The sequence below is a fragment of the Azonexus sp. genome, assembly GCF_041909095.1.
Lineage (GTDB): Bacteria > Pseudomonadota > Gammaproteobacteria > Burkholderiales > Rhodocyclaceae > Azonexus.
On sequence record NZ_JAYREB010000001.1, the window covers coordinates 169079 to 192937 of the forward strand.

Annotated in this window: 24 protein-coding genes and 1 tRNA gene; 23 read left to right on the plus strand and 2 right to left on the minus strand. The window is 63.5% G+C overall.

Annotated features, from left to right (window positions below; genetic code table 11):
• The first annotated feature begins 253 nt into the window (after positions 1-253).
• Complete coding sequence (locus tag ACE3OV_RS00825; protein WP_374324059.1) at positions 254-1129, plus strand: ZIP family metal transporter; 876 nt, start codon at positions 254-256, stop codon at positions 1127-1129.
• Between the two features lie 72 nt (positions 1130-1201).
• A complete protein-coding gene (locus ACE3OV_RS00830; protein ID WP_374324062.1) occupies positions 1202-1474 on the plus strand; it encodes a hypothetical protein in 273 nt (90 codons plus the stop codon).
• On the opposite strand, the gene ACE3OV_RS00835 is transcribed toward ACE3OV_RS00830, so the two are convergent.
• The gene (locus tag ACE3OV_RS00835; protein WP_374324064.1) at positions 1471-1821 is read right to left on the minus strand and encodes a dihydroneopterin aldolase; all 351 of its coding nucleotides are present in this window, start codon (positions 1819-1821) and stop codon (positions 1471-1473) included. The two genes, ACE3OV_RS00830 and ACE3OV_RS00835, sit on opposite strands and share 4 nt — an antisense overlap.
• 67 nt (positions 1822-1888) lie before the next feature.
• Here ACE3OV_RS00835 and plsY point away from each other — a divergent pair, with 67 nt between their 5' ends.
• The 3 genes from plsY to ACE3OV_RS00850 all read left to right on the plus strand — a co-directional run bounded on the left by plsY (position 1889) and on the right by ACE3OV_RS00850 (position 3554).
• Positions 1889-2485 (plus strand): glycerol-3-phosphate 1-O-acyltransferase PlsY, encoded by a 597-nt coding sequence (gene plsY, locus ACE3OV_RS00840; RefSeq protein ID WP_374324066.1) that lies wholly within the window; start codon positions 1889-1891, stop codon positions 2483-2485.
• A 278-nt stretch (positions 2486-2763) separates the two neighbouring features.
• Positions 2764-3264 carry a thiol peroxidase gene (gene tpx, locus ACE3OV_RS00845; RefSeq protein WP_374324068.1) on the plus strand — a complete coding sequence of 167 codons (501 nt, stop codon included), beginning with the start codon at positions 2764-2766 and terminating at the stop codon, positions 3262-3264.
• 8 nt (positions 3265-3272) lie between these two features.
• Positions 3273-3554 carry a cupin domain-containing protein gene (locus ACE3OV_RS00850; RefSeq protein ID WP_374324070.1) on the plus strand — a complete coding sequence of 94 codons (282 nt, stop codon included), beginning with the start codon at positions 3273-3275 and terminating at the stop codon, positions 3552-3554.
• A 147-nt stretch (positions 3555-3701) separates the two neighbouring features.
• Here ACE3OV_RS00850 and tsaD read toward each other — a convergent pair whose 3' ends face one another.
• Positions 3702-4724 (minus strand): tRNA (adenosine(37)-N6)-threonylcarbamoyltransferase complex transferase subunit TsaD, encoded by a 1023-nt coding sequence (gene tsaD, locus ACE3OV_RS00855; RefSeq protein WP_374324073.1) that lies wholly within the window; start codon positions 4722-4724, stop codon positions 3702-3704.
• Between the two features lie 138 nt (positions 4725-4862).
• On the opposite strand from tsaD, the gene rpsU reads away from it, so the two are divergent.
• The 18 genes from rpsU to ACE3OV_RS00945 all read left to right on the plus strand — a co-directional run bounded on the left by rpsU (position 4863) and on the right by ACE3OV_RS00945 (position 23751).
• Positions 4863-5075, plus strand: a complete 213-nt coding sequence (gene rpsU, locus ACE3OV_RS00860; RefSeq protein ID WP_374324075.1) for a 30S ribosomal protein S21 — start codon at positions 4863-4865, stop codon at positions 5073-5075.
• A gap of 83 nt (positions 5076-5158) precedes the next feature.
• Complete coding sequence (locus tag ACE3OV_RS00865) at positions 5159-5605, plus strand: GatB/YqeY domain-containing protein (RefSeq protein ID WP_374324076.1); 447 nt, start codon at positions 5159-5161, stop codon at positions 5603-5605.
• Positions 5606-5615: 10 nt separating this feature from the next.
• Complete coding sequence (dnaG, locus tag ACE3OV_RS00870) at positions 5616-7358, plus strand: DNA primase (protein WP_374324078.1); 1743 nt, start codon at positions 5616-5618, stop codon at positions 7356-7358.
• A gap of 46 nt (positions 7359-7404) precedes the next feature.
• Positions 7405-9381 carry an RNA polymerase sigma factor RpoD gene (gene rpoD, locus ACE3OV_RS00875; protein ID WP_374324080.1) on the plus strand — a complete coding sequence of 659 codons (1977 nt, stop codon included), beginning with the start codon at positions 7405-7407 and terminating at the stop codon, positions 9379-9381.
• Positions 9382-9388: 7 nt separating this feature from the next.
• Positions 9389-9465, plus strand: a tRNA-Ile gene (locus tag ACE3OV_RS00880).
• 58 nt (positions 9466-9523) lie between these two features.
• Positions 9524-10411 (plus strand): lysophospholipid acyltransferase family protein, encoded by an 888-nt coding sequence (locus tag ACE3OV_RS00885; RefSeq protein ID WP_374324082.1) that lies wholly within the window; start codon positions 9524-9526, stop codon positions 10409-10411.
• 17 nt (positions 10412-10428) lie between these two features.
• Positions 10429-11091 carry a lipopolysaccharide kinase InaA family protein gene (locus ACE3OV_RS00890; protein ID WP_374324084.1) on the plus strand — a complete coding sequence of 221 codons (663 nt, stop codon included), beginning with the start codon at positions 10429-10431 and terminating at the stop codon, positions 11089-11091.
• 78 nt (positions 11092-11169) lie between these two features.
• Positions 11170-12921, plus strand: a complete 1752-nt coding sequence (locus ACE3OV_RS00895; RefSeq protein WP_374324086.1) for a carbamoyltransferase — start codon at positions 11170-11172, stop codon at positions 12919-12921.
• Positions 12922-12929: 8 nt separating this feature from the next.
• Positions 12930-14024 carry a hypothetical protein gene (locus ACE3OV_RS00900; protein ID WP_374324088.1) on the plus strand — a complete coding sequence of 365 codons (1095 nt, stop codon included), beginning with the start codon at positions 12930-12932 and terminating at the stop codon, positions 14022-14024.
• Between the two features lie 11 nt (positions 14025-14035).
• Positions 14036-15034: a UDP-N-acetylglucosamine 4,6-dehydratase (inverting) gene (pseB, locus tag ACE3OV_RS00905; protein ID WP_374324090.1), complete on the plus strand. Its 999-nt coding sequence runs from the start codon at positions 14036-14038 to the stop codon at positions 15032-15034.
• Positions 15035-15037: 3 nt separating this feature from the next.
• Entirely contained in the window at positions 15038-16201 is a 1164-nt protein-coding gene (pseC, locus tag ACE3OV_RS00910; RefSeq protein WP_374324091.1) for a UDP-4-amino-4,6-dideoxy-N-acetyl-beta-L-altrosamine transaminase, read from the plus strand.
• Positions 16202-16259: 58 nt separating this feature from the next.
• Positions 16260-16805 carry a GNAT family N-acetyltransferase gene (locus ACE3OV_RS00915; protein WP_374324093.1) on the plus strand — a complete coding sequence of 182 codons (546 nt, stop codon included), beginning with the start codon at positions 16260-16262 and terminating at the stop codon, positions 16803-16805.
• Positions 16780-17670, plus strand: a complete 891-nt coding sequence (locus ACE3OV_RS00920) for an aldo/keto reductase (RefSeq protein WP_374324096.1) — start codon at positions 16780-16782, stop codon at positions 17668-17670. Before ACE3OV_RS00915 ends, ACE3OV_RS00920 begins: the two co-directional genes overlap by 26 nt.
• Positions 17667-19694 carry an aminotransferase class III-fold pyridoxal phosphate-dependent enzyme gene (locus ACE3OV_RS00925; protein ID WP_374324098.1) on the plus strand — a complete coding sequence of 676 codons (2028 nt, stop codon included), beginning with the start codon at positions 17667-17669 and terminating at the stop codon, positions 19692-19694. Before ACE3OV_RS00920 ends, ACE3OV_RS00925 begins: the two co-directional genes overlap by 4 nt.
• 7 nt (positions 19695-19701) lie before the next feature.
• The gene (gene pseG / locus ACE3OV_RS00930) at positions 19702-20790 is read left to right on the plus strand and encodes a UDP-2,4-diacetamido-2,4,6-trideoxy-beta-L-altropyranose hydrolase (RefSeq protein ID WP_374324100.1); all 1089 of its coding nucleotides are present in this window, start codon (positions 19702-19704) and stop codon (positions 20788-20790) included.
• A 1-nt stretch (position 20791) separates the two neighbouring features.
• Positions 20792-21292, plus strand: coding sequence for a UDP-4-amino-4,6-dideoxy-N-acetyl-beta-L-altrosamine N-acetyltransferase (gene pseH, locus ACE3OV_RS00935; RefSeq protein WP_374324104.1), 501 nt, complete (start codon positions 20792-20794; stop codon positions 21290-21292).
• Positions 21293-21317: 25 nt separating this feature from the next.
• Positions 21318-22385 (plus strand): pseudaminic acid synthase, encoded by a 1068-nt coding sequence (pseI, locus tag ACE3OV_RS00940; protein WP_374324106.1) that lies wholly within the window; start codon positions 21318-21320, stop codon positions 22383-22385.
• Position 22386: 1 nt separating this feature from the next.
• Positions 22387-23751, plus strand: a complete 1365-nt coding sequence (locus tag ACE3OV_RS00945; RefSeq protein ID WP_374324109.1) for a hypothetical protein — start codon at positions 22387-22389, stop codon at positions 23749-23751.
• The last annotated feature ends 108 nt before the right edge of the window (positions 23752-23859 follow it).

A 23859-nucleotide genomic window follows, 5' to 3' on the forward strand; every position in this document is an offset into this window, starting at 1 on the left:
GCAACGCGGCAATGCGCCCCGCCAACCCCTTGCCCTTCGGGTTTGCCGTGGCGGGCGGTCGCCGGCGTTACTCGGCTCGGGAATGGAACAACCATTCCCAGCGCCTCGCGCCTTGGCGCCCTTCCCGCCACGGCAAACGCCGTCCCGCTGGTTACTGTGAACACGCCCTAGCTATCAAAACGATTTAAGCAATCGATTGGAACTATAGCCGCACCGGCCATAAAGTTCTCCCGTCAGCCACCGGAGAACTGCCATGACCCAACTCGTCGCCCGTCAGCTTGCCCGCAGCGGCGTCCGCCGCCCGTTGTGGGCCGGCGCCGCACTTGCCGCCGGCCCTCTGCTGCTCGGCATCGACCAGGCGCTCATCTGGTTCGCCGCCCACCCGATGGCCTGGCACGGTCTCCAGGCCAGTTTGCTGGCCGGTCTCGCCACCGGACTGGGGGCGCTGCCGGTGCTCTTTCTGCGCCGCCCGGACGAACGCCTGATGGCGCCGATGCTCGGCCTCGCTGGCGGCATGATGCTCGCCGCCAGCCTCTTTTCGCTGCTCGTGCCGGCTGTCCAGACGGTCGCCGCCAGCGGCGCGCCGTGGACGCTCGGCAGTCTCACCGCGCTCGCCCTGCTGGCTGGCGCCGCCGTCATGCACGGCATCGACCGGCGCACCGCGCATGCCCACGTCGAGGACATCGACAATCGCAGGGGCTTGCCGCAGCTCGGCCTGGTGGTCGCCGCGATCGCCTTGCACAACGTCCCGGAAGGTCTCGCCGTCGGCGTTGCCGCGGCTTCCGGCGTCGATCACGGGATGTCGCTCGGCATCGCCATCCAGAACGTGCCGGAAGGCTGGATCGTCGCCAGCGCCATGCTCGCCCTTGGCGCCGGTGCCGGACGGGCGGCGCTGATGGCGCTGGCCACCGGCCTGGTCGAGCCGCTCGGCGGCCTGTTCGGGGTGATCGCCAGCAGCCTTGCCGGCGCCGCGCTGCCGCTGGCGCTCGCCGCCGCGGCCGGGGCCATGCTCTGGGTGGTCAGCCACGAACTGATCCCGGCCTCGCACCGGGCGGGCCGCGAAGCCGCCGGCACTGCCGGCCTGCTCGCCGGCTTCGCGGTGATGACGACGCTCGCCGTCGCAATCTGATACCAACGGTAACGAACCGGGCGACGGCCAGCCGGTCTCAACCGGCAGAGACGCCGCCCGAGGAGAACCCGGATGCCGATCACCTTCCTGCCACTGTCGCCCGCTCCCCGCCTGACACGCCCCGACTACCTGCGCGAGCCGATGCTGCGCGGCGATCGGCCGGCCCGCGACGAACGCATCGATCGCCCGGAAATCCAGGAGTCGTACCGGGTCAGTCTGAGCGACGAAGTCATCGTCGAGGCGGCGTCCGCGGCGCCGGAAGGGTTGCGTCGGGCGCGCGAGGAGGCGCTGTCGCCAGCCAGCGCGCGGGCACTGGCGGCCTATGCCACGGTATCCGGGCTTTAGATCGAGCGCTCGATGACGACGCCGACGCGCTTGACGCCGGGCATCATGCCGAGCTTGGCGACCGAGACGCGGACCCACTGCGCGGCAAAGTTCTCGAGCAGGAAGGTGGCGATGTGCTCGGTCAGCTTTTCCAGCAGGTTGAAATGGCTGGCGACGAGGTCGGCGCGCAGGCGCTCGACGACGACCGCGTAGTCCACGGTGTCACGGATGTCGTCGCTGGCCCCGGCGGACGTGGTCGACACGCCGATCTGCAGCGAGATCTCGACCGTCTGCGCCACCGCCTTCTCGCGCGGATAGATGCCGATCCAGGTTTCGGCGCGCAGTTCTTCGATGAATATGATGTCCATTTGGCAGCCAAGCCCGGCCCGGGGTTAAAATCCGCCGCGATTGTACCCTTTGAGATCGTCCACGCCCATGCTCATCCTGTCCGCCGTCGTCGCCGCCTACCTGCTCGGCTCCGTTCCCTTCGCGATGATCGCCGCCAAGCTGTTCGGGCTCGCCGACCCGCGCACCTTCGGTTCGGGCAACCCGGGCGCGACCAACGTGCTGCGCACCGGCAACAAGAAAGCTGCGCTGTTCACGCTGATCGGCGATGCGCTCAAGGGCTGGGTCGCCGTCTTCGTCGCGCAGCAGGCCGGACTGTCCCCGTTGGCGGTCGGCCTGGTCGCGCTGGCCGTCTTCTTCGGCCACCTGTTTCCGGTCTTCCTCGGCTTCAAGGGCGGCAAGGGCGTCGCCACCGCCGCCGGCGTCCTGCTCGCGCTCGACCCGCTGCTCGGTCTGGCGGTGCTCGCCACCTGGTTGCTGGTTGCCTACGTCTCCCGCTATTCATCGCTGGCGGCGCTGCTCGCCGCCGTTTCGGCACCGCTGTACATGGTGCTGCTGCACGGCGCTGACGGCCACTTCGCCGTCATCATGGCCATCGCCCTGGCCCTCATCGCCAAACACTGGCCCAACCTGCAACGCTTGATGGCCGGCCAGGAATCGAAGATCGGCAGCAAGAAGAAAGCCTGACGATAGCCAGCCCGCATCGCCGCGATCAATCTTGCCGATTGGATCGCCCGCCGGCCACTGCCTAGACTGCAGCCATCGGGCCCTGGCGGCTCAATCGCGCTTTCGGGAGGTCGTCATGATTTCGCGTTTCATCGATCGCTGGTTCGAGGAATTCATCAGTTGGGAGTCGGGCATCGACGTGCTGGCCACGCTGCCCGACAACTTCTGACGGGCATTGGCTGAACCAATCGGCAGCGGCAGCGTCTGACCCGCTCCACCACAAAAACAGGAACAAGCGCATGAGCCAGACCGTCACCCTCGCCGGCAACCCGATCACCGTTGCCGGCCATTTCCCGCAAGCCGGCGAAACCGCGCCCGCCTTCACCCTGGTCGGTGGCGACCTCGCCGACGTGGCGCTGGCCCAGTTCAGCGGCCAGCGCAAGATCCTCAACATCTTCCCGAGCATCGACACGCCGGTCTGCGCCACCTCGGTCCGCCGCTTCAACGCCCAGGCGTCCTCGCTGCCCAACACCGTCGTCCTCTGCATCTCGGCCGACCTGCCGTTCGCCCAGAACCGCTTCTGCGGTGCCGAAGGTCTCGATCAAGTGAAGACCCTGTCGACGCTGCGCGGCGGTGAATTCCTCGAAGCCTACGGCGTCGCCATCGGCAGCGGCCCGCTTGCCGGTCTCGCCGCCCGCGCCGTCGTCGTTCTCGACGAGAACGATCGCGTACTGCACGCCGAACTGGTGCCGGAAATCAAGCAGGAACCGGACTACGCCGCCGCGCTGGCGGTGCTCTGAGAGCGGCGATGGCCGGCGCCGACGACTTCGCGCGCTTCGCGGCGGCGGCTGCAGCCGCCGGCTACGACGAAACGCAGGTCCGCGACTGGCCGGCCGCTGCGGTCGTCGACCAGCACGACCACCCGTTTGCCGTGCTGGCCCGCGTCGTCGCCGGCGAGATGTGGCTGACGGCGGAAGGCGCCACCCGCCACCTGCGCCCCGGCGACGAATTCACGCTCGCCGCCGGGCAGCCGCATGCCGAACGTTACGGCGCCAGCGGAGCGACCTACTGGGTCGCCCGCCGCCACTGAGACGCAGCGATGGCCCGCAAAGCTTGCTGCGACAGCCGACCGCGCTGCCGGAACTGCCCCTTGCGCAAGAAGCGGGACAAAACGCTGGCGCTTGCCGACGACCGGTGCAGGCGGAAGATTGTCGTGCTGCTGGCGCAGCGCTGAAACTCAGCGCTGCAAATCGCTCAACGGCCAGCGCGGCTGCACCGCGAAACTGCCGGCCGGCTTGGCGACGGCGCCGGCCTGCAGGCGCAGGCAGCCGGCGAGGGCAATCATGGCGCCGTTGTCGGTGCAGAATTCGAGTTCCGGGTAATGGACCCGGAAGCGCTTGCGCTTCGCCGCCGCGTCCAGACTCGCCCGCAACTGCCGGTTGGCGCCGACGCCGCCGGCGACGACCAGGCGCTGCAGGCCGGTCTGCTTGAGGGCGAGCAGCGATTTCTTGAGCAGCACCTCGACGATCGCTTCCTGGAAAGCGCAGGCGGCATCGGCACGGAAGCTCTCGTCGGCGTCGTCGGCGTGCTCGCGGACCAGCGTCAGGACCGCCGTTTTCAGTCCGGAAAAGCTGAAATTGAGATCGCCCGAATGCAGCATCGGCCGCGGCAACGAGTAGCGGCCCGGCGTGCCCGCTTCGGCCAGTTTCGAGAGCAGCGCGCCACCCGGATAGGGCAGGCCGAGCAGTTTGGCGCTCTTGTCGAAGGCTTCGCCGGCGGCGTCGTCCAAGGTTTCGCCCAGGAGTTCGTAGTCGCCGACGGCGCTCACCCGCATCAACTGGGTGTGACCGCCGGAAACGAGCAAGGCGACGAAGGGAAAGGTCGGCGTGTCGGCCGACAGCAGCGGCGACAGCAGGTGGCCTTCGAGGTGATGCACGGGCAGCGTCGGCTTGTCGAGCGCCAGCGCCAGCGCCTCGGCAAAGGCGCAGCCGACGAGCAGCGCGCCGGAGAGGCCGGGGCCGCGGGTGTAGGCGATGGCATCGATGTCGGCCAGCACCTTGCCGGACTGCGCCAGCACCGAGCGCAGCAGCGGCACGACGCGCCGGATGTGGTCGCGCGAGGCCAACTCGGGAACGACGCCGCCGTACTCGGCGTGCATCGCCACCTGCGAATGGAGGGCATGGGCGACGAGGCCGGCCGCGCTGTCGTAGAGCGCGATACCGGTTTCGTCGCAGGAGGATTCGACACCGAGGATCAGCATGGGAGGCGCATTTTAACACTTGATCGGGCGGGGATATCTGGCTTAGAATCTCGAGCTTTCCGCAATCCGCGGATACAAATTTGCGCGCACCGCCGATTACTTGACCTGGCGGGCGCCTGACGGAAGGGGGTGATTTTTATGCCGAGCATTCGTGTCAAGGAAAACGAGCCGTTCGAGGTGGCGATTCGCCGCTTCAAGCGCACGGTCGAAAAGACGGGTCTCCTGACCGAGCTGCGCGCCCGTGAGTTCTACGAGAAGCCCACGGCCGAACGCAAGCGCAAGGCCGCCGCCGCTGTCAAGCGTCAGAACAAGCGTCTCCGCAGCCTGACCCTGCCGCCGAAGATGTACTGATCGAGTACGCTTTCGCAGCAAACACCAAGCCGCCCGCCCTCAAAAGCCGGCGGCTTTGTCCTTTTTCCGCCACAGCAACGACGATGACCCTCAAAGCACGCATTACCGAAGACATGAAGACGGCCATGAAGGCCAAGGAAACCGCCCGCCTCGCCGCGATCCGCCTGCTGCTGGCAGCGATCAAGCAGAAGGAAGTCGACGAGCGCTGCGAACTCGACGACAACGCGACCGTCGCCGTCATCGAAAAACTGGTCAAGCAGCGCAAGGACAGCGTCACCCAGTACCAGGCCGCCGGCCGCCAGGACCTCGCCGACGCCGAACAGGCGGAAATCACCATCCTCGGCGCCTACCTGCCCGAGAAGATGGGCAGCGCTGAAGTTGCCGCAGCAGTGGCCGCCGCCGTCGCCGAAACCGGCGCCGCCGGCCCGGCCGACATGGGCAAGCTGATGGCCGTGCTGAAGCCGCGTCTGGCCGGCAAGGCCGACATGGCGGAAGTCTCCCGACTGGTCAAGGCCGCCCTCGCCGGCTGATGCGCAGACCATGATCCCGGAAGACTTCATCCAGGATCTGCTGGCCCGGGTCGACATCGTCGACCTGGTCGACAGCTACGTACCGCTGAAGAAGGCCGGCGCCAATTACGCCGCCTGCTGCCCCTTCCACAACGAAAAGACGCCTTCGTTCACGGTCAGCCCGAGCAAGCAGTTCTACCACTGCTTCGGCTGCGGCGCCCACGGCACCGCCATCGGCTTCGTCATGGAATACCAGGGCATGGGCTTTGTCGACGCCGTGCGCGACCTGGCCGCACGCGCCGGCATGACCGTCCCCGACGACGGCGGCCACACCCCGCACAGCGGCGGCAACACGCGCAACCTGATCGAGGTCATGGGCCGCGCCGCCGCCTGGTACAAGGAACAACTTCGCCAGTCGCCGCGCGCCATCGACTACTGCAAACGGCGTGGCCTGACCGGCGAAACCGCCGCCCGCTTCGGCATCGGCTACGCCCCGGACGGCTGGCAGAACCTGCAGGCGGTGTTCGCCGATTACGACAGCGACGCCCTGAGACAGGCCGGCCTGGTCATCGACAACGACTCCGGCCGCCGCTACGACCGCTTCCGCGATCGCCTGATGATTCCCATCATCAACCCCAAGGGCGACATCATCGCCTTCGGCGGTCGCGTCATCGACCAGGGCGAACCGAAATACCTGAACTCGCCGGAAACCCCGCTGTTCGAAAAAGGCCGCGAGCTGTTCGGCCTGCCGCAGGCGCGCCAGGCAATGCGCGCCACCGACACGGCGATCGTCACCGAAGGCTACATGGATGTCATCGCCCTCTCCCAGCACGGCATCGGCAACGCGGTGGCGACGCTGGGCACGGCGACGACACCGACCCACGTGCAGAAGTTGCTGCGCCAGGTCGACCGCGTCGTCTTCGCTTTCGACGGCGACGCCGCCGGTCGCAAGGCCGCCTGGCGGGCGCTGGAAAATGCGCTCGAGGCACTGGCCGACAACAAGCGCATCGGCTTCGTCTTCCTGCCGCCCGAGCATGACCCCGACAGCTTCGTCCGCGAACGCGGCCAGGCCGAGTTCGAACGCCTGGTCGCCCAGGCCATGCCGCTTTCCGACTTCCTGCTGCGCGAACTGGCGCAGCGCTGCGACCTGACCAACGCCGAGGGCAAGGCGCGCCTGATCTACGAAGCCAAACCGCTGCTGCACAAGCTGCCGACGCCGCTGCTGCGCCTGCAACTGGTCAAGCGCCTGGCCGAAGCCAGCGGCTTCGCCCAGCAGGAAGTCGAGCGCCTGTGCGAACTCAAGTCCTACGCGCCGCCGGCACCGGCCCGTGCCAAGCGCAGCGCGCCGTCGCTGAGCCGGACGCTGCTGCGCATCGTCCTGCACAAACCGCAACTGGCCGCCGAACTGCCGGTCGGCCTGCTGCCCGACACCCCGGAAAAACCGGCGCTGCTGAAATTGCACGAACTTTCCGGCGGCGGTGAAGGACAAAGCTACGCCGCCCTGCGCGAGCGCCTGCGCGGCCTGCCCGAAGAACAGATGATCGAGACGGCTGCCTCGGAAGCCCTCGAACTGCCGTTCGACGGCGACGACGGCGACGACGGCGAGGCTGAAGCGGAATTTCGCGCCGCCGTGGAAAAGCTGCAAGACGCCGCGGAGATGCGCGACTTCGCCCAGCTCCAGTCGAAAGCGCAGCAGTGTGGCGTCGCTGGCCTGTCGGCGATGGAAAAACAGGCGTACATCCAGTTTCTCACCACCCGGGGAAAACGTATCTAAGTTGTGGTAAAATTTACGGTTTTCTCCAATCTAACGGATCGTTTTCATGGCTAAGGCAAAAGACACCGCTAAGGATGCTCCCAAGGCTCGCAGCAGCAAGGCCAAGGACAAGGCTGCCGAAAAGGCGCTGCTCGAAGGCGCGCTGACGGAAACCCCGCAACCGCTGGACGCCGAAGCCCGCAAGATGCGGCTGAAGGCGCTGATCAAGCTGGGCAAGGAACGCGGTTACCTGACTTACGCCGAAATCAACGACCACCTGCCGGACGATGTGGTTGATGCCGAGTCGATCGAAGCAATCATCTCGACCTTCAGCGAAATGAGCATCCAGGTCTTCGACGAAGCCCCGGCTGCCGAAGACCTGCTGATGTCGGACGCCGCCGCCACGGCCACCGACGACGAGGAAGTCGAGGCGCAGGCCGAGCAGGCGCTGTCCACCGTCGATTCCGAATTCGGCCGCACCACCGACCCGGTGCGCATGTACATGCGCGAAATGGGCTCGGTCGAACTCCTCACCCGCGAAGGCGAAATCGAAATCGCCAAGCGCATCGAGGAAGGCCTCAAGCACATGATCCAGGCGATTTCCGCCTGCCCGACGACGATTGCCGACATCCTCGACATGGCAACCAAGGTCGAAGCCGATGAAATGCGCATCGACGAACTGATCGACGGCCTGATCGACCCCAACGCGGTCGAGGAAGCGCCGGCCGCCGAAGCCGCCACCATCGAAAGCGACGAAGAAAGCGACGAGGACGAGGATGAAGACGGCGACGAAGGCGGCGGTGCCGCCTCGGCCTCGCTACTGCAGCTGAAGACGGAAGCCTGCGAGCGCTTCAAGTCGATCCGCGCAATCCACGCCAAGATGCAGAAGACGCTGACCAGCAAGGGCTCGCAGGACAAGGCCTACACCAAGCTGCTGCAGCAACTCTCCGACGAGCTGATGAACATCCGCTTCACCTCGCGCAGCATCGAGCGCCTGTGCGACAGCGTGCGCGCCATGGTCGAGGAAGTGCGCGGCTGCGAACGCAAGATCCAGCAGATCTGCGTCGACCGCGTGCGCATGCCGCGCCCGCACTTCATCCAGTCCTTCCCGGGCAACGAAACCAACCTCGACTGGGTCGAGGCTGAAATCGCCGCCGCACCGAAGACCTACGTCGCCATCCTGACGCGCAGCGCACCGGACATCCAGGAAGAACAAAAGAAGTTGCTCGCCCTGCAGGAACGCATCGGCATCTCGCTCAAGGAACTGAAGGACATCAACAAGCAGATGTCCACCGGCGAAGCCAAGGCCCGTCGCGCCAAGCGCGAAATGACCGAAGCCAACCTGCGCCTAGTGATCTCGATCGCCAAGAAGTACACCAACCGTGGCCTGCAGTTCCTCGACCTGATCCAGGAAGGCAACATCGGCCTGATGAAGGCAGTGGACAAGTTCGAATACCGGCGCGGCTACAAGTTCTCGACCTACGCCACCTGGTGGATCCGCCAGGCGATCACCCGTTCGATCGCCGATCAGGCGCGCACCATCCGCATCCCGGTGCACATGATCGAGACGATCAACAAGATGAACCGCATCTCCCGCCAGATTCTGCAGGAAACCGGCGCCGAGCCCGATCCGGCGACGCTGGCCAAGAAGATGGACATGCCGGAAGACAAGATCCGCAAGATCATGAAGATTTCCAAGGAGCCGATCTCCATGGAAACCCCGATCGGCGACGACGACGACTCGCACCTGGGCGACTTCATCGAGGATCAAACGACGCTGGCCCCGGCCGACGCGGCGATGTTCTCCAGCCTGCGTGGCGTCACCAAGGACATCCTGGACAGCCTGACGACGCGCGAAGCCAAGGTCCTGCGCATGCGTTTCGGCATCGAGATGAACACCGACCACACGCTGGAAGAAGTCGGCAAGCAGTTCGACGTCACCCGCGAGCGCATCCGCCAGATCGAAGCCAAGGCGCTGCGCAAGCTGCGCCACCCGAGCCGCTCGGACAAGCTGCGCAGCTTCCTCGACCCGACCGGCAACTAAGTTTCACGGGACTGTAGCTCAGTCGGTTAGAGCAGAGGACTCATAATCCTTTGGTCCAGGGTTCGAGCCCCTGCGGTCCCACCAAACTCACCTCCCGGCAGCCGCCGGGAGGCTTTCCCGAACTTCGGCCACCGCCTCCGCCATGCTGACCCGACTGCCCAGCCTGCTCGCCGTCGCACTGCTCTGGCTGCTGCACCTGCTGCCGCTGCCCCTGCTCGCCCCGCTCGGACGCGCGCTGGGCGGTGTGCTCCACCGCTTCGGCCGGCGCCGGCGGCGGGTCGCCGACATCAACATCGATCTCTGCTTTCCCGAGTTGACGAGCGAGGCGCGGCGCCAGCTGGTGCGTGAGCATTTCGCCCTGCTCGGCCGCAGCATGCTCGAACGCGGCATCCTGTGGTGGGGCAGCCGTGCCCGGATCGAAAGCCTGGTCCGCGTCAACGGCGAGGAAAAGATCCGCGCCGAGCTGGCCGCCGGCCGCCCGGTGATCCTGCTTGCCCCGCACTTTCTCGGCCTTGATGCCGGCGGGGTGGCGATCACCATGCGCTTTGACATCGTCAGCATCTACTCGACGCAGACCAACCCGGTGTTCAACCAGGTGCTGCTCGCTGGCCGCAGCCGCTTCGGCGACCAGTTGCTGCTTTCGCGCGAGGATGGCGTGCGGGCGACGGTCAAGGCGATGAAGGCCGGCCGGCCGTTCTACTACCTGCCCGACCTCAACCCGCGCCGCCGCGATGCCGTTTTCGTACCCTTCTTCGGCATCTCGACCGCCACCATCACCGGCCTGCCGCGTCTGGCCAAAGCGGCTGGCGCCGCCGTCCTGCCCTGTGTTACCCGCATGCTGCCGGGCAGCACCGGTTATGAAGTAACGATTGGCGACGCCTGGACCGATTTCCCCGGCCCCGACCCGCTTGCCGACGCCGCACGCATGAACGCCTGGATCGAAACCGCGATCCGCAGCATGCCCGAGCAGTATTACTGGGTACACCGCCGCTTCAAGACCCGCCCGCCAGGCGAACCCCGCCCCTATTGACCCGCTCAGGACCGACCATGCCAGATACCCGCGCCCCCGCCGGCAACACCCCACCCGACGACTTCGACGGCTGGTGGAACGCGCCGGGCGACTGGTTCGAGGAGCCCAACGTCCGCCGCGCCGGCTGGAGCGGCATGGTCACCTGCCGCTACGGCGACACGCTGTACTTCATCAAGAAGCAGAGCAACCACCTCTGCCGCAGCCTGCGTCACCCCTTCGGCATTCCCACCACCAGCCGCGAGTTCGCCAACATCCAGCGCCTGCAGGCGCTCGGTATCATCGTTCCGGCGCCGGTCTTCCACGGTAGCCGGCAGACCGCCGACGGCCACCTCGGCCTGCTGGTCACCCGCGAACTCGAAGGCTTTCGCGCCATCGCCGATGGCGGCGACCTCACCGCCGAAGAAAAGCGCCAACTGGCGATCGCCGTTGGCAGCACCATCGGCCGCCTGCACCGCGCCGGCCTGCAGCACAGCTGCCTCTATGACAAACACGTGATGGTCCACTGGCAGGACGGCAAGCCGGAAATCGCCCTGATCGACCTCGAAAAGCTGCGCCGCCCCTACCTACCCTGGCGCGCCGCCCGCCACGACCTCGACCAGTTGCGCCGACACCAGGCCGTCTGGAATGCCGACGACTGGGATACCCTACTCGCAGCGCATGCGGCAGCGCTCGGCAGCTGAAGCAACGAGCGGGTATACTGCGAACTTTAAGCCGGCAGCCTGCTGTTCCGGCAGGTATTTCACGAAGAGACACCCACTTTGGCACTGACCATCCTCGGCCTTTCCGGCGCCCTCACCCACGACCCTTCGGCAGCCCTCTACATCGACGGCAAGCTCGTCGCTGCCGCCGAAGAGGAGCGCTTCGTCCGCGACAAGCATGCCAAGAACCGCATGCCCTACGAAGCCGCCCGCTTCTGCCTGGACTTCGCCGGCATCAAACCGAAGGACGTCACCGCCGTCGCCATTCCCTTCGCGCCGATCAGCTTGGCCGACAAGGCGCGCTGGCATTACGCCAAGCGCTACTGGTACGCCCCCGACCGCGCGCTCGACGCGCTGCTCACCGGCAACCGCCGCTTCAAGCGCTACAAGAAGCGCATCGAATGGTGCCTGGCGCAGCTCGGTTTCGACCTGGCCAAGACCGAGATCATCCCGGTCGAGCACCACCTGACGCACGCTTCCTCCGCCTATCACTGCTCCGGCTTCAAGGAAAAAACGGCGATCCTCGGCATCGACGGCAAGGGCGAATACGCTACCACCTTCTTCGGCGTCGGCGAGAACGGCAAGATCCGCAAGATCAAGGAGTTCTACGACCCGGATTCGCTCGGCGGCCTGTACGGCGCGATCACCGAATACCTCGGCTTCGAGATGCTCGACGGCGAATACAAGGTGATGGGCATGGCGCCCTACGGCGACCCGACCAAATACGATTTCTCGCGCCTGGCCAAGTTCGAGAACGGCGAACTGATCATCAACACCGACTACGCCAACGTGATCGGTTTCCGCCGCTACAAGGAAAAGGGCAAGGGCTACTACTTCTCGCCCAAGCTGATTGAATGGCTGGGCCCGATGCGCCACGGCGACATCGCCGACGACCCCTACATCCACTACGCGGCGAGCATGCAGAAGCTGTTCGAGGACTTGTCGCTGCAGATGATGGACTACTACCTCGGCGACATCCTCAAGGAAACCGGCCGCCTCGCCTTTGCCGGCGGCGGCGCGCTCAACGTCAAGCTGAACCAGAAGATCATCGCCCGCCCGGAACTGAAGGAACTGTTCGTCCAGCCGGCTTCCGGCGACGCCGGCACCGCCATCGGCGCCGCCGCTTACGTTTCGGTCGAACGCGGCGTGCCGGTCGAGAAGATGGAGCACGTTTACCTCGGCCCGCAATACAGCAACGAGGACGTCATCGCCGCCTGCGCCCGCCACCCGGCCAAGCCGCAATTCGAAGTCATCGCCGACGGCGACACCGCCGTGCCCGAGCGCATCGCGCAGATTCTCGCCGACGGCAACCCGGTCGCCTGGTTCCAGGGACGCATGGAGTTCGGCCCGCGCGCATTGGGCGGGCGCTCCATCATCGGTTGCCCGAGCGCCGCCGGTGTCGCCGACCGGATCAACGAACAGATCAAGTTCCGCGAACGCTGGCGCCCCTTCTGCCCGAGCATGCTCGACACGGTCGGCCCGCAGATGCTGGGCAGCGACCACCCGGCGCCGTTCATGACCTTCACCTTCGAAGTCGCCGACGAATGGAAGACGCGCGTGCCGGAAGTCGTCCACGAAGACGGCACCTCGCGCGCCCAGGTTTTGAAGCGCGAGCACAACCCGCGCTACTACGACCTGATGAAGGCGATGGAAAAGCTGACCGGCAACGGCGTCGTGCTCAACACCTCGCTCAACCGCCGTGGCGAACCGATGATCTGCTCGCCGACCGACGCGCTGAACATGTTCTACGGCTCCGACCTGCAGTACCTGATCATGCAGGACGTGCTGGTGGTGAAAGCCCGGGGGAACTGATCAAGCTCATGAGCAACGTCGTCTATTTCTCGAAAATGTTCCAGGCGGTACCGCATCTGGCACAGGTTGCCTCACAGTTGCCCGGCACCTTCGTATCGACCAGAAGATCAACCCTGCAAGCCACCCGTCGCCTCTACCCCGCCTTGGACACCGCCCGTTACCTGCGCTGGCTGGGCCCCTTCAGCCAGGGCGCCCGCCTGCTCAAGAAGGCTGACGTCATTGTCACAGGCTCGCCCTATCGAAGTTTCCTGCAACCCTATGGCGCCAAGAAATGCACGGTCTTTCATGGCACCTACATGATGCTCAGCAAACAGGCGTTGCTGGCGAATTCCCATTTCGACCTGCTTTGCGTGACAGGCCCGCGCATGCAGCAGATGATCCAGCGCTTTGCCCCGGAAATCTCGCTGAACACGGTGGCGACCGGATTTCTCCCCTTCTGCGAATTTCCAGCAGCCAGCGCCGAACAGCGCCAACACACCCTGACCAAATTGAAACTCACCCCCGAACTGAAAACGGTGGTCTACACCTCCAGCCGTCGCGGTGAAGGTTCGTGGGATCTGGTCGCCGAGCAACTGGTCAGGACCACCCCGAGTTCGTTCAATCTGGTACTCCGCCCCCACCCCAGCCAATCACTCACGCCCCGACGGGCCGACCGCGCCAGTTTCCGCCGGGTCATCCAGCTCGCCGCCGCCCGCCCCAACACGCTGGTCGACCTGACCTCGCACCCCCTGCCTTCGCTCCTCTCGGTTGCTGACCTGCTGATCTCCGATGCCAACTCCCCGGCCGAAGAATCCTTGTTCTATGACGTTCCCCAGTTGTTCATAGAAACTGCCCTTTACAACGCCGACCTGATCCGTGAGCAGGCGGTCAGGGAGGCCATGCACGAAGAAGACACGGCCCAGATGCAGACGCTGTACGCCTGCGGCCCCCGTCAGTTCGTCGCTGGCCCGATCAATTACGCAGAACTGATTGAACGCGCCATCGCCGAAGCCCCTACTTATGCCAGACAGCGCGCCAGCTATTTTTCATGGGTATTTGGCGAACGCGACCAATGTGCCCATCAACGCGTTGCCCAAGCCATAAGAACCCAATTGCTCTCCTGATCGACCACACCATGCTCAACAACACCAGCATCCTCATCACTGGCGGCACCGGATCCTTTGGCCACACCTTCGTGCCGATGACCCTGGCCAAGTACAACCCGAAAAAACTCATCATTTATTCCCGCGATGAAATGAAACAGTGGGAGATGGCGAAGAAATTCCAGGGGGATGACCGGGTCCGCTTTTTCATCGGCGATGTCCGCGACAGGGAACGCCTCTACCGCGCACTGGACGGTGTTGACTACGTCGTGCACGCTGCCGCAACCAAAATTGTGCCGACCGCGGAATACAACCCGTTCGAATGCGTCAAAACCAACATCAACGGTGCCATGAACCTCATCGATGCCTGCATCGACAAGGGCGTGAAGCGTGTTGTCGCCTTGTCCACCGACAAGGCGAGCAGCCCGGTCAATCTCTACGGGGCCACCAAACTGGCCTCCGACAAGCTGTTCGTCGCCGGCAATTCCTACGCCGGCGGCCACCAAACCCGTTTTGCCGTCGTCCGCTACGGCAACGTGATGGGTTCGCGCGGCTCGGTGATCCCGTTCTTCATGTCGATCCGCGACAAGGGCGTCCTGCCGATCACCGATGAACGCATGACCCGCTTCATGATCTCGCTCGAGCAAGGCGTCGAACTGGTCTGGCACGCCTTCGACGACATGGAAGGCGGCGAGATCTACGTCAAGAAGATCCCCTCGATGAAAGTCACCGACCTGGCCCGGGTCATTGCCCCGGAAGCCCAGCTTGACTACGTCGGCATCCGTCCGGGCGAGAAGCTGCACGAGCAGATGATCGGCGAGGAAGACTCCTTTCACACCTATGAATACCCCGAGCACTTCAAGATTCTCCCGGCGATCCACGAGTGGGACCGGGACAAGAACCGGATCAAGAACGGCAAGAAGGTACAGGAAGGTTTCAGCTACACCAGCGACAACAACCCCGAGTGGATGTCCCCCACCGAACTGCAAGCCTGGATTGAGATCAACCGGGAAAAAATCGGAAGCATCTGAGCCATGATCCCCTACGGCCGCCAGGACATCACCCAGCAGGACATCGACGCCGTCGTGGCAGTCCTGCAGTCCGACTTTCTGACCCAGGGCCCCTGTGTCCCCGCTTTCGAGACAGCGGTCGCCCAGCACGTGGGCGCAGCAGCCCACGCGGTTGCGGTAAACAGCGCCACGTCGGCCCTACATATCGCCTGTCTTGCATTGGGGCTGGGACCGGGAGACTGGCTGTGGACGACGCCGATCACCTTCGTCGCATCCGCCAACTGCGGCTTGTATTGTGGCGCCCGGGTCGATTTCGTCGATATTGACCCGCGTACCTACAACCTCTGCCCGCAGGCCCTGGAACAGAAGCTGCTGGCAGCACAGGCCGCCGGGAGGCTGCCCAAGGTCCTGGTAGCGGTCCACCTCTGCGGCCAGCCCTGCGACATGGCGGCCATTCACGCTCTGGGGCAACGCTTCGGCTTCCGGATCATCGAAGATGCTTCGCACGCGATCGGCGGCAAGTACCGGGGGGAATTCATCGGTAATGGCCGCTACAGCGACATCACCGTGTTCAGCTTCCACCCGGTCAAGATCGTCACCACGGCCGAAGGCGGCATGGCTGTCACCAATGATCCGCAACTCGCCGAAAAGATGGCCCTGCTGAGAAGTCACGGCATCACCCGCGATCCCGGGCAAATGACGCACCCCGCCGACGGTCCCTGGTACTACCAGCAGATCGACCTCGGCTTCAACTATCGCATGACCGAGTTACAGGCGGCGCTGGGCATCAGCCAGATGACGCGCCTGGATCAATACGTCGCCCGCCGTCACCAACTGGCCGCCCGTTACGACAGCCTGCTTGCCTCCCTGCCAGTTACCCGGCCCTGGCAGCACCCCGACAGTTATTCCGGGCTGCACCTCTACGTCATTCGCCTGCAGTTGGAACAGATCGGCAAAACCCATCTGCAAGTCTTCGAATCCCTGCGCGCGCAGGGCATCGGAGTCAACCTGCACTACATTCCGGTGCACCTGCAACCCTACTATCAGGCAATGGGCTTCAACGCGGGAGACTATCCCGAAGCCGAGCGCTATTACGCCGAAGCCATCAGTCTGCCGATGTTCCAGACCATGACTCTGGCGCAACAGGACGCAGTTTCTGTCGCATTGAGCAACGCACTCACGCCATAGGCTCACCCTCTGGTCAATCCGGTATGCAAACCGGGCATCGACAATCACACAAGTCACCATGCAGGAACTCACCTCTAAACGCCTGGTTCTGAAAAAGCTGTCCGAGAATGACGCGACCGAAACCTATGCAAAATGGCTGAACGATCCTGCCATCAATCGTTTTCTGGAAACCCGGCATGCGCAGCACAGTATCGAGACCTGTCGCTCTTTCATCGATGCCTGCAATGCCGACACGGGATGTTTCCTGTACGGCATCTTTGTCAACCACGGGCAAACCCACATCGGCAACATCAAACTGGGCCCCATTGACCAGCTTTACAGCGTGGGGCAAATCGGCCTGTTCATCGGTGAGAAATCGCACTGGGGGGCCGGCTATGCCGCGGAAGCCATTGCGGAAATCACCCGCTTTGCCTTTGCCGAGTTGAATCTCGCCAGACTGGAAGCCGGTTGTTACGAGGACAACCTCGGCTCGCTGCGCGCTTTCCTGAAGTCCGGTTTCGCCGTGGAAGGCTTCCTGCGCAAGAAATACACGATCGATGGCAAACGTACCGGCTGTTTTCTGTTAGGGGCCCTCAAGGATGAATGGACCGGCAATCACCACTAAGATCGCCCTCGGCACAGCACAGTTCGGACTGCCCTACGGCATTTCCAATACCGCGGGACAAACGCCGCTGGCTGAAGCCCGAGCCATCCTCACCCTGGCCCACGCCGCCGGCATTCGCACCCTGGACACCGCGATTGCCTATGGCAACAGCGAAGTATCCCTGGGCGAACTCGACGTCTCGGCATGGCAGGTCATCACCAAGTTGCCGGAAATGCCTGTTTCCGGCGCGGCAGCCGTTTCAAGCTGGGTTCACACCCAAGTTGACGAATCGCTCGCCCGTCTGCGCTGCCAAACGCTCCATGGCCTGCTCCTGCATCGCCCCGCCCAGTTGCTCGGCGCCGATGGTCAGGCCCTTTACCGGGCCTTGCTGGCAACTCGTGAATGCGGACGTGTCAGCAAGATCGGCATCTCGATCTACGGGCCGGATGAGCTCGATCAACTCCCCCCGGCGATGCGCTTCGACATCGTGCAAGCCCCCTTCAACATCATCGACAATCGCATGGCCCGCTCCGGCTGGATCTCCCGGCTCCAGGATGCCGGCTGCGAACTCCATGTCCGTTCGATCTTCCTGCAAGGCTTGCTACTGATGCAAGCCGCAGCCCGACCCGCCTATTTTTCGCGCTGGAACGCCCTCTGGAGAACCTGGGAGGGCTGGCTGAAGGAAATCAGGCTGACCCCGCTGCAGGCCTGTTTGCGCCACGCGCTGCAAACGCCCGGTATCGCCAAGGTCGTGCTGGGCGTCGATAATGCCACGCATCTTGCAGACATTCTGGCCGCGGCCGCAGGAGATGTGCCGACGCCGCCCGCCGAACTGCCCACTGACGACACAAACCTGTTGAATCCCGCATTCTGGAACCGTTCATGAAGATCATAGCCATCGTGCAGGCCCGCATGGGATCGACCCGCCTTCCCAACAAGGTGATGAGGGAAATCGGCGGCGTCCCCATGATCGAGCTCCTCCTCAGCCGACTGGCTCGAGCCCGGGAGCTCAACCAGATCATCGTCGCCACATCGACCGATCCGCGCAACCAGGTCCTTGCCGAGCACGTCCGGAAACTGGGATACGCCTGCGCGCAGGGCAGCGAGTCCGACGTCATGGCGCGCTATCTGCAGGCAGCACGCGCCCATGGCGCCAGCGCCATCGTCCGCATCACCGGCGATTGCCCACTGGTGGATCCCGCCCTCGTCGACGAGGCAGTGTGCCGCTTCAAGGCGGCAGGCGTTGATTATTTCAGCAACGTCAAGCCGCCCTCTTATCCGGACGGCCTGGATATCGAAGTATTCACCATGGCGGCACTGGAAAAGGCCGCCCGGGAAACGCAGTCCACCTACGACCACGAGCACGTCACCCCCTACCTGCGTGAATCCGGCCTGTTCAGCCAAGCCTCGATGCAGGCCGATGAGGATTTTTCCGCCTTGCGCTGGACCGTAGACGAGCAGGCTGACCTCGACGTGGTGGCGGGAATCTTCGCCCACTTCGCACCGGACATCCATTTCGGCTGGCGACAGATCCTCGAACTGCGGCAGCAGCGCCCGGATCTGTTCGCCGCCAACCATCAACTGATACGCAATGAAGGAGCCACCATGGGCACCGGTCAAAAACTCTGGAAACGAGCCAAACAAGTCATCCCTGGCGGCAACATGCTGCTCTCCAAGCGCGCCGAGATGTTCCTGCCCGAACAGTGGCCGGCCTACTTCAGCAAGGCCAAGGGCTGCGAGGTGTGGGACCTGGACGGTAACCGCTACATCGACATGTCGATCATGGGGATCGGCACCAACATCCTGGGCTACGGCCACCCTGAAGTGGACGAGGCGGTACGGCAAACCATCAACGCCGGCAACATGTCCACCTTCAACTGCCCGGAAGAGGTTTATCTCGCTGAAAAGCTGATCGAGCTTCACCCCTGGGCGGACATGGCCCGTTTCGCCCGCTCCGGTGGCGAGGCCAATGCCATCGCCATCCGTATCGCCCGGGCAGCCACCGGCAAGGACAAGGTCGCCGTCTGCGGCTATCACGGCTGGCACGACTGGTATCTCTCGGCCAATCTCGGGGATGACGAAAATCTCGCCGGCCATCTGCTGCCTGGCCTGGAACCGAACGGCGTGCCGCGCAACCTCCGGGGCACCGTCTTCCCCTTCAATTACAACAACTTTGCCGAACTGGAAGCGCTGGTCAACACCCACGACATCGGCGTCATCAAGATGGAAGTGGTGCGCAACAAGGGTCCCGAGGATGGCTTCCTGCACAAGGTGCGCCAACTCGCCACGGCGCGCGGCATCGTGCTCATTTTTGACGAGTGCACCTCGGGCTTCCGGGAGTCCTTCGGCGGCTTGCACAAGCTGTACGATGTCGAGCCGGACATGGCGATGTTCGGCAAGGCCCTCGGCAACGGTTATGCCATCACCGCCACCATCGGTCGCCGGGAGATCATGGAGGCCGCCCAGAGTACCTTCATCAGCAGCACCTTCTGGACCGAGCGCATCGGCCCCACGGCAGCCCTCAAAACCCTGGAAGTGATGGAACGTACCCGCGCCTGGGAAACCATCACCGCCACCGGACTGCAGATTCGCGCCCACTGGCAGCGCCTTGCCGACAAGCACGGCCTGTCGATCGACCATTGGGGACTGCCCGCGCTGACCGGCTTCACGTTCCGCAGTGACAACGCACTGGCCTACAAGACCCTGATCACCCAGGAAATGCTGGCCAAGGGCTACCTCGGCGGCAACAGCGTCTATGTATGCACCGAACACACGCCCGAAGTCGTTGAAGCCTACTTCGCTGCCCTCGACCCGGTGTTCGGCCTGATCAGGGAATGCGAGGACGGGCGCGACATTTCCGGCCTCTTGCAAGGCCCGGTTTGCCACGGCGGATTCAAGCGACTCAACTGACCCCGCCATGAGAATTGCCTTTCGCACCGATGCTTCCCTGCAGATCGGGACCGGCCATGTCATGCGCTGCCTTACCCTGGCGAAAGCCCTGGCCGCAGACGGGATGGCATGCGAATTCATCTGCCGCGAGCACCCGGGCAATCTCATCGAGTTCATCCGCAGTCAGGGCTTTATCGCCCACCCCCTCCCCCTGCTGCCCGACGCCGGCGCGACGGTTTCCGGCAGCGGGCTAGCCCATCGTCACTGGCTAGGCGGCACGCAGCAGCAGGACGCCGCTGCCTGCCAGCCACTTCTGGCGGAACTTCGTCCGGACTGGCTGATCACCGACCACTATGCATTGGACAGCTGCTGGGAAGAGGCCCTGGCGCCTCACTACCGGAAACTGATGGTGATTGATGATCTGGCCGACAGACCGCATGCCTGCGACCTTCTGCTCGACCAGACCCTGGGGCGCGAACGCGCCGATTACCTTCCCCTGGTACCGGACAGCTGCCAGTTGCTCTGTGGCTCGGCCTACGCCCTGTTACGCCCGGAATTTGCGGCCGAGCGCCCGGCCAGCCTGCGGCGTCGCGCAGGCGCCCCCTTACGCGAATTGCTGATCAATCTGGGCGGAGTCGACCAGGAGAACGTCACCGGACAGGTAATCGCCGCCTTGCACACCTGCCCTCTGCCCGATGACAGCCGGATCACCGTGGTGATGGGGAGTACCGCGCCCTGGCTGGACGAAGTGCGCAACCAGGCACGGCGATTGCCCTGGCCAAACCGTCTCCTGGTTGGCGTCAGCGATATGGCAAACCTCATGGCCGACAGCGATCTGGCGATTGGCGCCGCCGGAACGACAGCATGGGAGCGTTGCTGCCTGGGCTTGCCGGCGATCATGCTGATTCTGGCGGACAACCAGCTCAAGGTTGCGCAAAGCCTGTCGGCAATCGGTGCGGCGGCCGTTATCCAGAGAGGCGGGGATCTCGCCCCGCAACTTGCCGAACGCTTAGCCCGGCTCGCCGACCCGGCGGCGCTCCAGGCCATGAGCCTGGCTGCAGGTCGGGTGGTCGACGGCACCGGTGCCCGGCTTGTCGCCAAGCTTCTGGAGGCCTGAGATGCCCCCCCTCACCCTCACTCGCTTACGTCCCATGGAGTCACGGGATCTCGAACTGGTTCTGGGCTGGCGGAATCACCCGGAAATCCGGCGCTACATGTATACCCAGCACGCCATCACGCTGGAAGAGCACAGCCGCTGGTTCGAGAGAAAGTCCATCGATCCCGACTTCCATCTCCTGATCTTCGAAGCGGAAGGCTGTTCACTGGGGTTCATCAACATCCACCAGATCGCCGCTGGCGGCATTGCCGACTGGGGTTTTTATGCGGCACCTGACGCCCCCAAGGGGACCGGCCGCCGGCTCGGTCAGGCTGCATTACACTATGCGTTTGCCGAAGCCGGGCTGCACAAGCTCTGCGGCCAGGTCCTCGCCTTTAACGAAAGCTCCGTCAGATACCATCTTGCCTTAGGCTTCACGCAGGAAGGCATCCTGCGTCATCAGCATTTCGACGGCCAACGCTACCACGACGTGGTGTGTTTCGGTCTGCTTGCCAGCGATTAGCATTGAACCCATGAGAAAACCGCACATGCCGAATCCCCCCTGCATCCATATTGCCGGGCGCCGCATTGCCGCCGACGCCCCCCCGTACGTCATCGCCGAACTCTCCGCAAACCATAACGGCAAGCTCGAAACCGCCCTGCGGATCATTGAGGAAGCCAAGAAGGCTGGCGCCGATGCGGTGAAGCTGCAAACCTACACCGCCGACACCATCACGCTCGACTGCGCCAGCGAACAATTCCAGATTCACGGCGGCCTGTGGGACGGCAAGACGCTCTACCAGCTCTACCAGGAAGCCCACATGCCCTGGGAATGGCACAAACCCCTGTTCGAGCACGCCAGGAAACTCGGCATCACCATCTTCAGTTCGCCGTTCGACAATAGCGCAGTGGACCTGCTCGAAGATCTCAACGCGCCGGCCTACAAGATTGCCTCCTTCGAAGCTGTGGACCTCCCACTGATCCAGTACGTGGCTAGTACCGGCAAACCCATGATCATCTCCACCGGCATGGCCGACGCCGAAGAAATCCAGCAGGCCATCGATGCCGCCCGCAGCGGAGGCTGCCAGGAACTCGCCATCCTGCATTGCGTCAGCGGCTACCCTGCCCCGGCGGAAGACTACAACCTCAGCACCATTCCGGACATGATCCGGCGCTTCGGTCTGGTGACCGGACTGTCCGATCACACCCTCGACAACACCACCGCGATTGCCAGCGTCGTGCTGGGCGCCTCGATCATCGAGAAACACTTCACCCTCGACCGAAATGGCGGCGGGCCTGACGACAGCTTTTCCATTGAGCCTGCAGAACTGCGCGCCCTGTGCGCCGACAGCAAGACCGCCTGGTCGGCCCTGGGCACCATCAATTACCAGCAGAAATCCAGCGAACGGGCCAACCTGAAATTCAGACGGTCACTCTACGTGGTGCGCGACATCGAGGCTGGCGAATTACTGACCGAGCAGAACATCAGAAGCATCCGTCCAGGCTACGGACTGGAGCCCAGGCACCTCCACGCGATCCTCAACAAGAAAACCAGATGCGCCCTGAAGGCCGGCACCCCGCTTTCCTTCGAGCACGTGGATAACGGCGAGCAGTGAAATGACCAGTAAAAAATTCACCAAAGTATTCTTTGATCCGGGCTACCTTTCCACCGACGAGGTCGCCGACCTGATGGATCGCTTTTCGTGTCTGAAACTGATCCGCCACCGCAAGAAGGACCTGGCGGTCTATCAGGCGCGGGGTCTGGACATCCGGAATTATCCTGACCACACCAAGGAAAAGCTTTCCCGGGTTTTAAAGCACGACATCGTAAAAACCTGGTCGGCGATCATCAATGACCACCAGACCTCCATCCTTTTCGACAGAACCACAGAATCCAGCAGCGAAGTCTTCAAATTCAATGAACTGCTGCTGATGTGCTGCTGCTACCAGAACTGGCTTGAGCAGGAAGCCCCGGACCTACTGGTTTATACGGTCACCCCCCATAACGTGAAAACCTGGGTGCTGTCCCAAGTAGCAGAACAAATCGGCATACCCGTCGTATATTTCCAGGAGAGTTTTTTCCCCTGGCGCCAGTTCCTGTTGCGTGGCTTGAGCAGAAATCCCAAGGTGATCACGCCGGCGATCCAGGATCACTCGGAAAAAGACCGGAAAATCTACAAGGAATACATCGGCAAAAAGATCGGCAAACTCGAAGACGCGATGCCGATCTACGAGTTGAAGCGGCTCAAGGAAAACAACTGGAAACTGATCGGAGTCAAAAGCGAGTTCAGAAACTTCCTGAGGAAACCCCTCAGTTCGACCGAAAAGGTCAAGAGCTACCTGACCTACGAAAAACTGAGCCGGGATATCGCCGGACTGAAATATGTTGCCCTGTTCCTGCATTACCAGCCCGAGCGCAGCACCATTCCCGAGGGATACGGCTTCGGCCTGCAACTCGCAGCGGTCCTGGCGCTGCAACAAGCCTTGCCCGACGACACCTACCTGGTCGTCCGGGAACATCCCTCGACCTACACCTACAACTTCAGCAGAAACTATCGCAACAAGGAATTCTACGAACTGCTGGCATCGCTTGATCGTGTCGTCATCGCACCGATTTCCGGCAACCCCTACGAAATCATCGACAACAGCATCGCCACAGCATCCATCACCGGCACCGTCATCGGCGAAGCGCTGGTCCGCGGGAAAGCCTGCATCGCTTTCGGCGCCGGACTGATGCAGGCGATCGACTCACCGAATTTCCATCGCTACCAGTCAATGGACGCCCTGAGAAGCTTCCTTGGCCAGGTGGCTGGCATTGAAAACGAGGGCCCGGACAGCTACTACGATAACGTCTGCAACACCGCCTTCACCGGGATAAGAGACATCGACAAGCACTATGACGAAAGCTCGAGACTCAGTTACCTGTCGGTCTCCGTCATCAACGGAATGAATCAGCTACTATCGAACCAGCTGGAAATTTAGCGTCCCCCGCGAGAGAGGCGAATTGCCCCTCCAGCAACAAACAAACCGGATATCAACAAGCCCGTGCGATTCATGAACGCTGCCACTGCCGCACGGGCAACATCGGAT

Coding starts and splice junctions, on each gene's coding strand:
- ACE3OV_RS00830 (WP_374324062.1), top strand. CDS start 1,202: ATGCCGATCACCTTCCTGCCACTGTCGCCCGCTCCCCGCCTGACACGC.
- pseI (WP_374324106.1), top strand. CDS start 21,318: ATGCCGAATCCCCCCTGCATCCATATTGCCGGGCGCCGCATTGCCGCC.
- pseH (WP_374324104.1), top strand. CDS start 20,792: ATGCCCCCCCTCACCCTCACTCGCTTACGTCCCATGGAGTCACGGGAT.
- tsaD (WP_374324073.1), bottom strand. CDS start 4,724: ATGCTGATCCTCGGTGTCGAATCCTCCTGCGACGAAACCGGTATCGCG.
- plsY (WP_374324066.1), top strand. CDS start 1,889: ATGCTCATCCTGTCCGCCGTCGTCGCCGCCTACCTGCTCGGCTCCGTT.
- pseG (WP_374324100.1), top strand. CDS start 19,702: ATGAGAATTGCCTTTCGCACCGATGCTTCCCTGCAGATCGGGACCGGC.
- pseB (WP_374324090.1), top strand. CDS start 14,036: ATGCTCAACAACACCAGCATCCTCATCACTGGCGGCACCGGATCCTTT.
- ACE3OV_RS00850 (WP_374324070.1), top strand. CDS start 3,273: ATGGCCGGCGCCGACGACTTCGCGCGCTTCGCGGCGGCGGCTGCAGCC.
- rpoD (WP_374324080.1), top strand. CDS start 7,405: ATGGCTAAGGCAAAAGACACCGCTAAGGATGCTCCCAAGGCTCGCAGC.
- dnaG (WP_374324078.1), top strand. CDS start 5,616: ATGATCCCGGAAGACTTCATCCAGGATCTGCTGGCCCGGGTCGACATC.
- ACE3OV_RS00825 (WP_374324059.1), top strand. CDS start 254: ATGACCCAACTCGTCGCCCGTCAGCTTGCCCGCAGCGGCGTCCGCCGC.
- rpsU (WP_374324075.1), top strand. CDS start 4,863: ATGCCGAGCATTCGTGTCAAGGAAAACGAGCCGTTCGAGGTGGCGATT.
- ACE3OV_RS00920 (WP_374324096.1), top strand. CDS start 16,780: ATGAATGGACCGGCAATCACCACTAAGATCGCCCTCGGCACAGCACAG.
- ACE3OV_RS00945 (WP_374324109.1), top strand. CDS start 22,387: ATGACCAGTAAAAAATTCACCAAAGTATTCTTTGATCCGGGCTACCTT.
- ACE3OV_RS00900 (WP_374324088.1), top strand. CDS start 12,930: ATGAGCAACGTCGTCTATTTCTCGAAAATGTTCCAGGCGGTACCGCAT.
- ACE3OV_RS00865 (WP_374324076.1), top strand. CDS start 5,159: ATGACCCTCAAAGCACGCATTACCGAAGACATGAAGACGGCCATGAAG.
- ACE3OV_RS00890 (WP_374324084.1), top strand. CDS start 10,429: ATGCCAGATACCCGCGCCCCCGCCGGCAACACCCCACCCGACGACTTC.
- ACE3OV_RS00925 (WP_374324098.1), top strand. CDS start 17,667: ATGAAGATCATAGCCATCGTGCAGGCCCGCATGGGATCGACCCGCCTT.
- ACE3OV_RS00835 (WP_374324064.1), bottom strand. CDS start 1,821: ATGGACATCATATTCATCGAAGAACTGCGCGCCGAAACCTGGATCGGC.
- pseC (WP_374324091.1), top strand. CDS start 15,038: ATGATCCCCTACGGCCGCCAGGACATCACCCAGCAGGACATCGACGCC.
- tpx (WP_374324068.1), top strand. CDS start 2,764: ATGAGCCAGACCGTCACCCTCGCCGGCAACCCGATCACCGTTGCCGGC.
- ACE3OV_RS00915 (WP_374324093.1), top strand. CDS start 16,260: ATGCAGGAACTCACCTCTAAACGCCTGGTTCTGAAAAAGCTGTCCGAG.
- ACE3OV_RS00885 (WP_374324082.1), top strand. CDS start 9,524: ATGCTGACCCGACTGCCCAGCCTGCTCGCCGTCGCACTGCTCTGGCTG.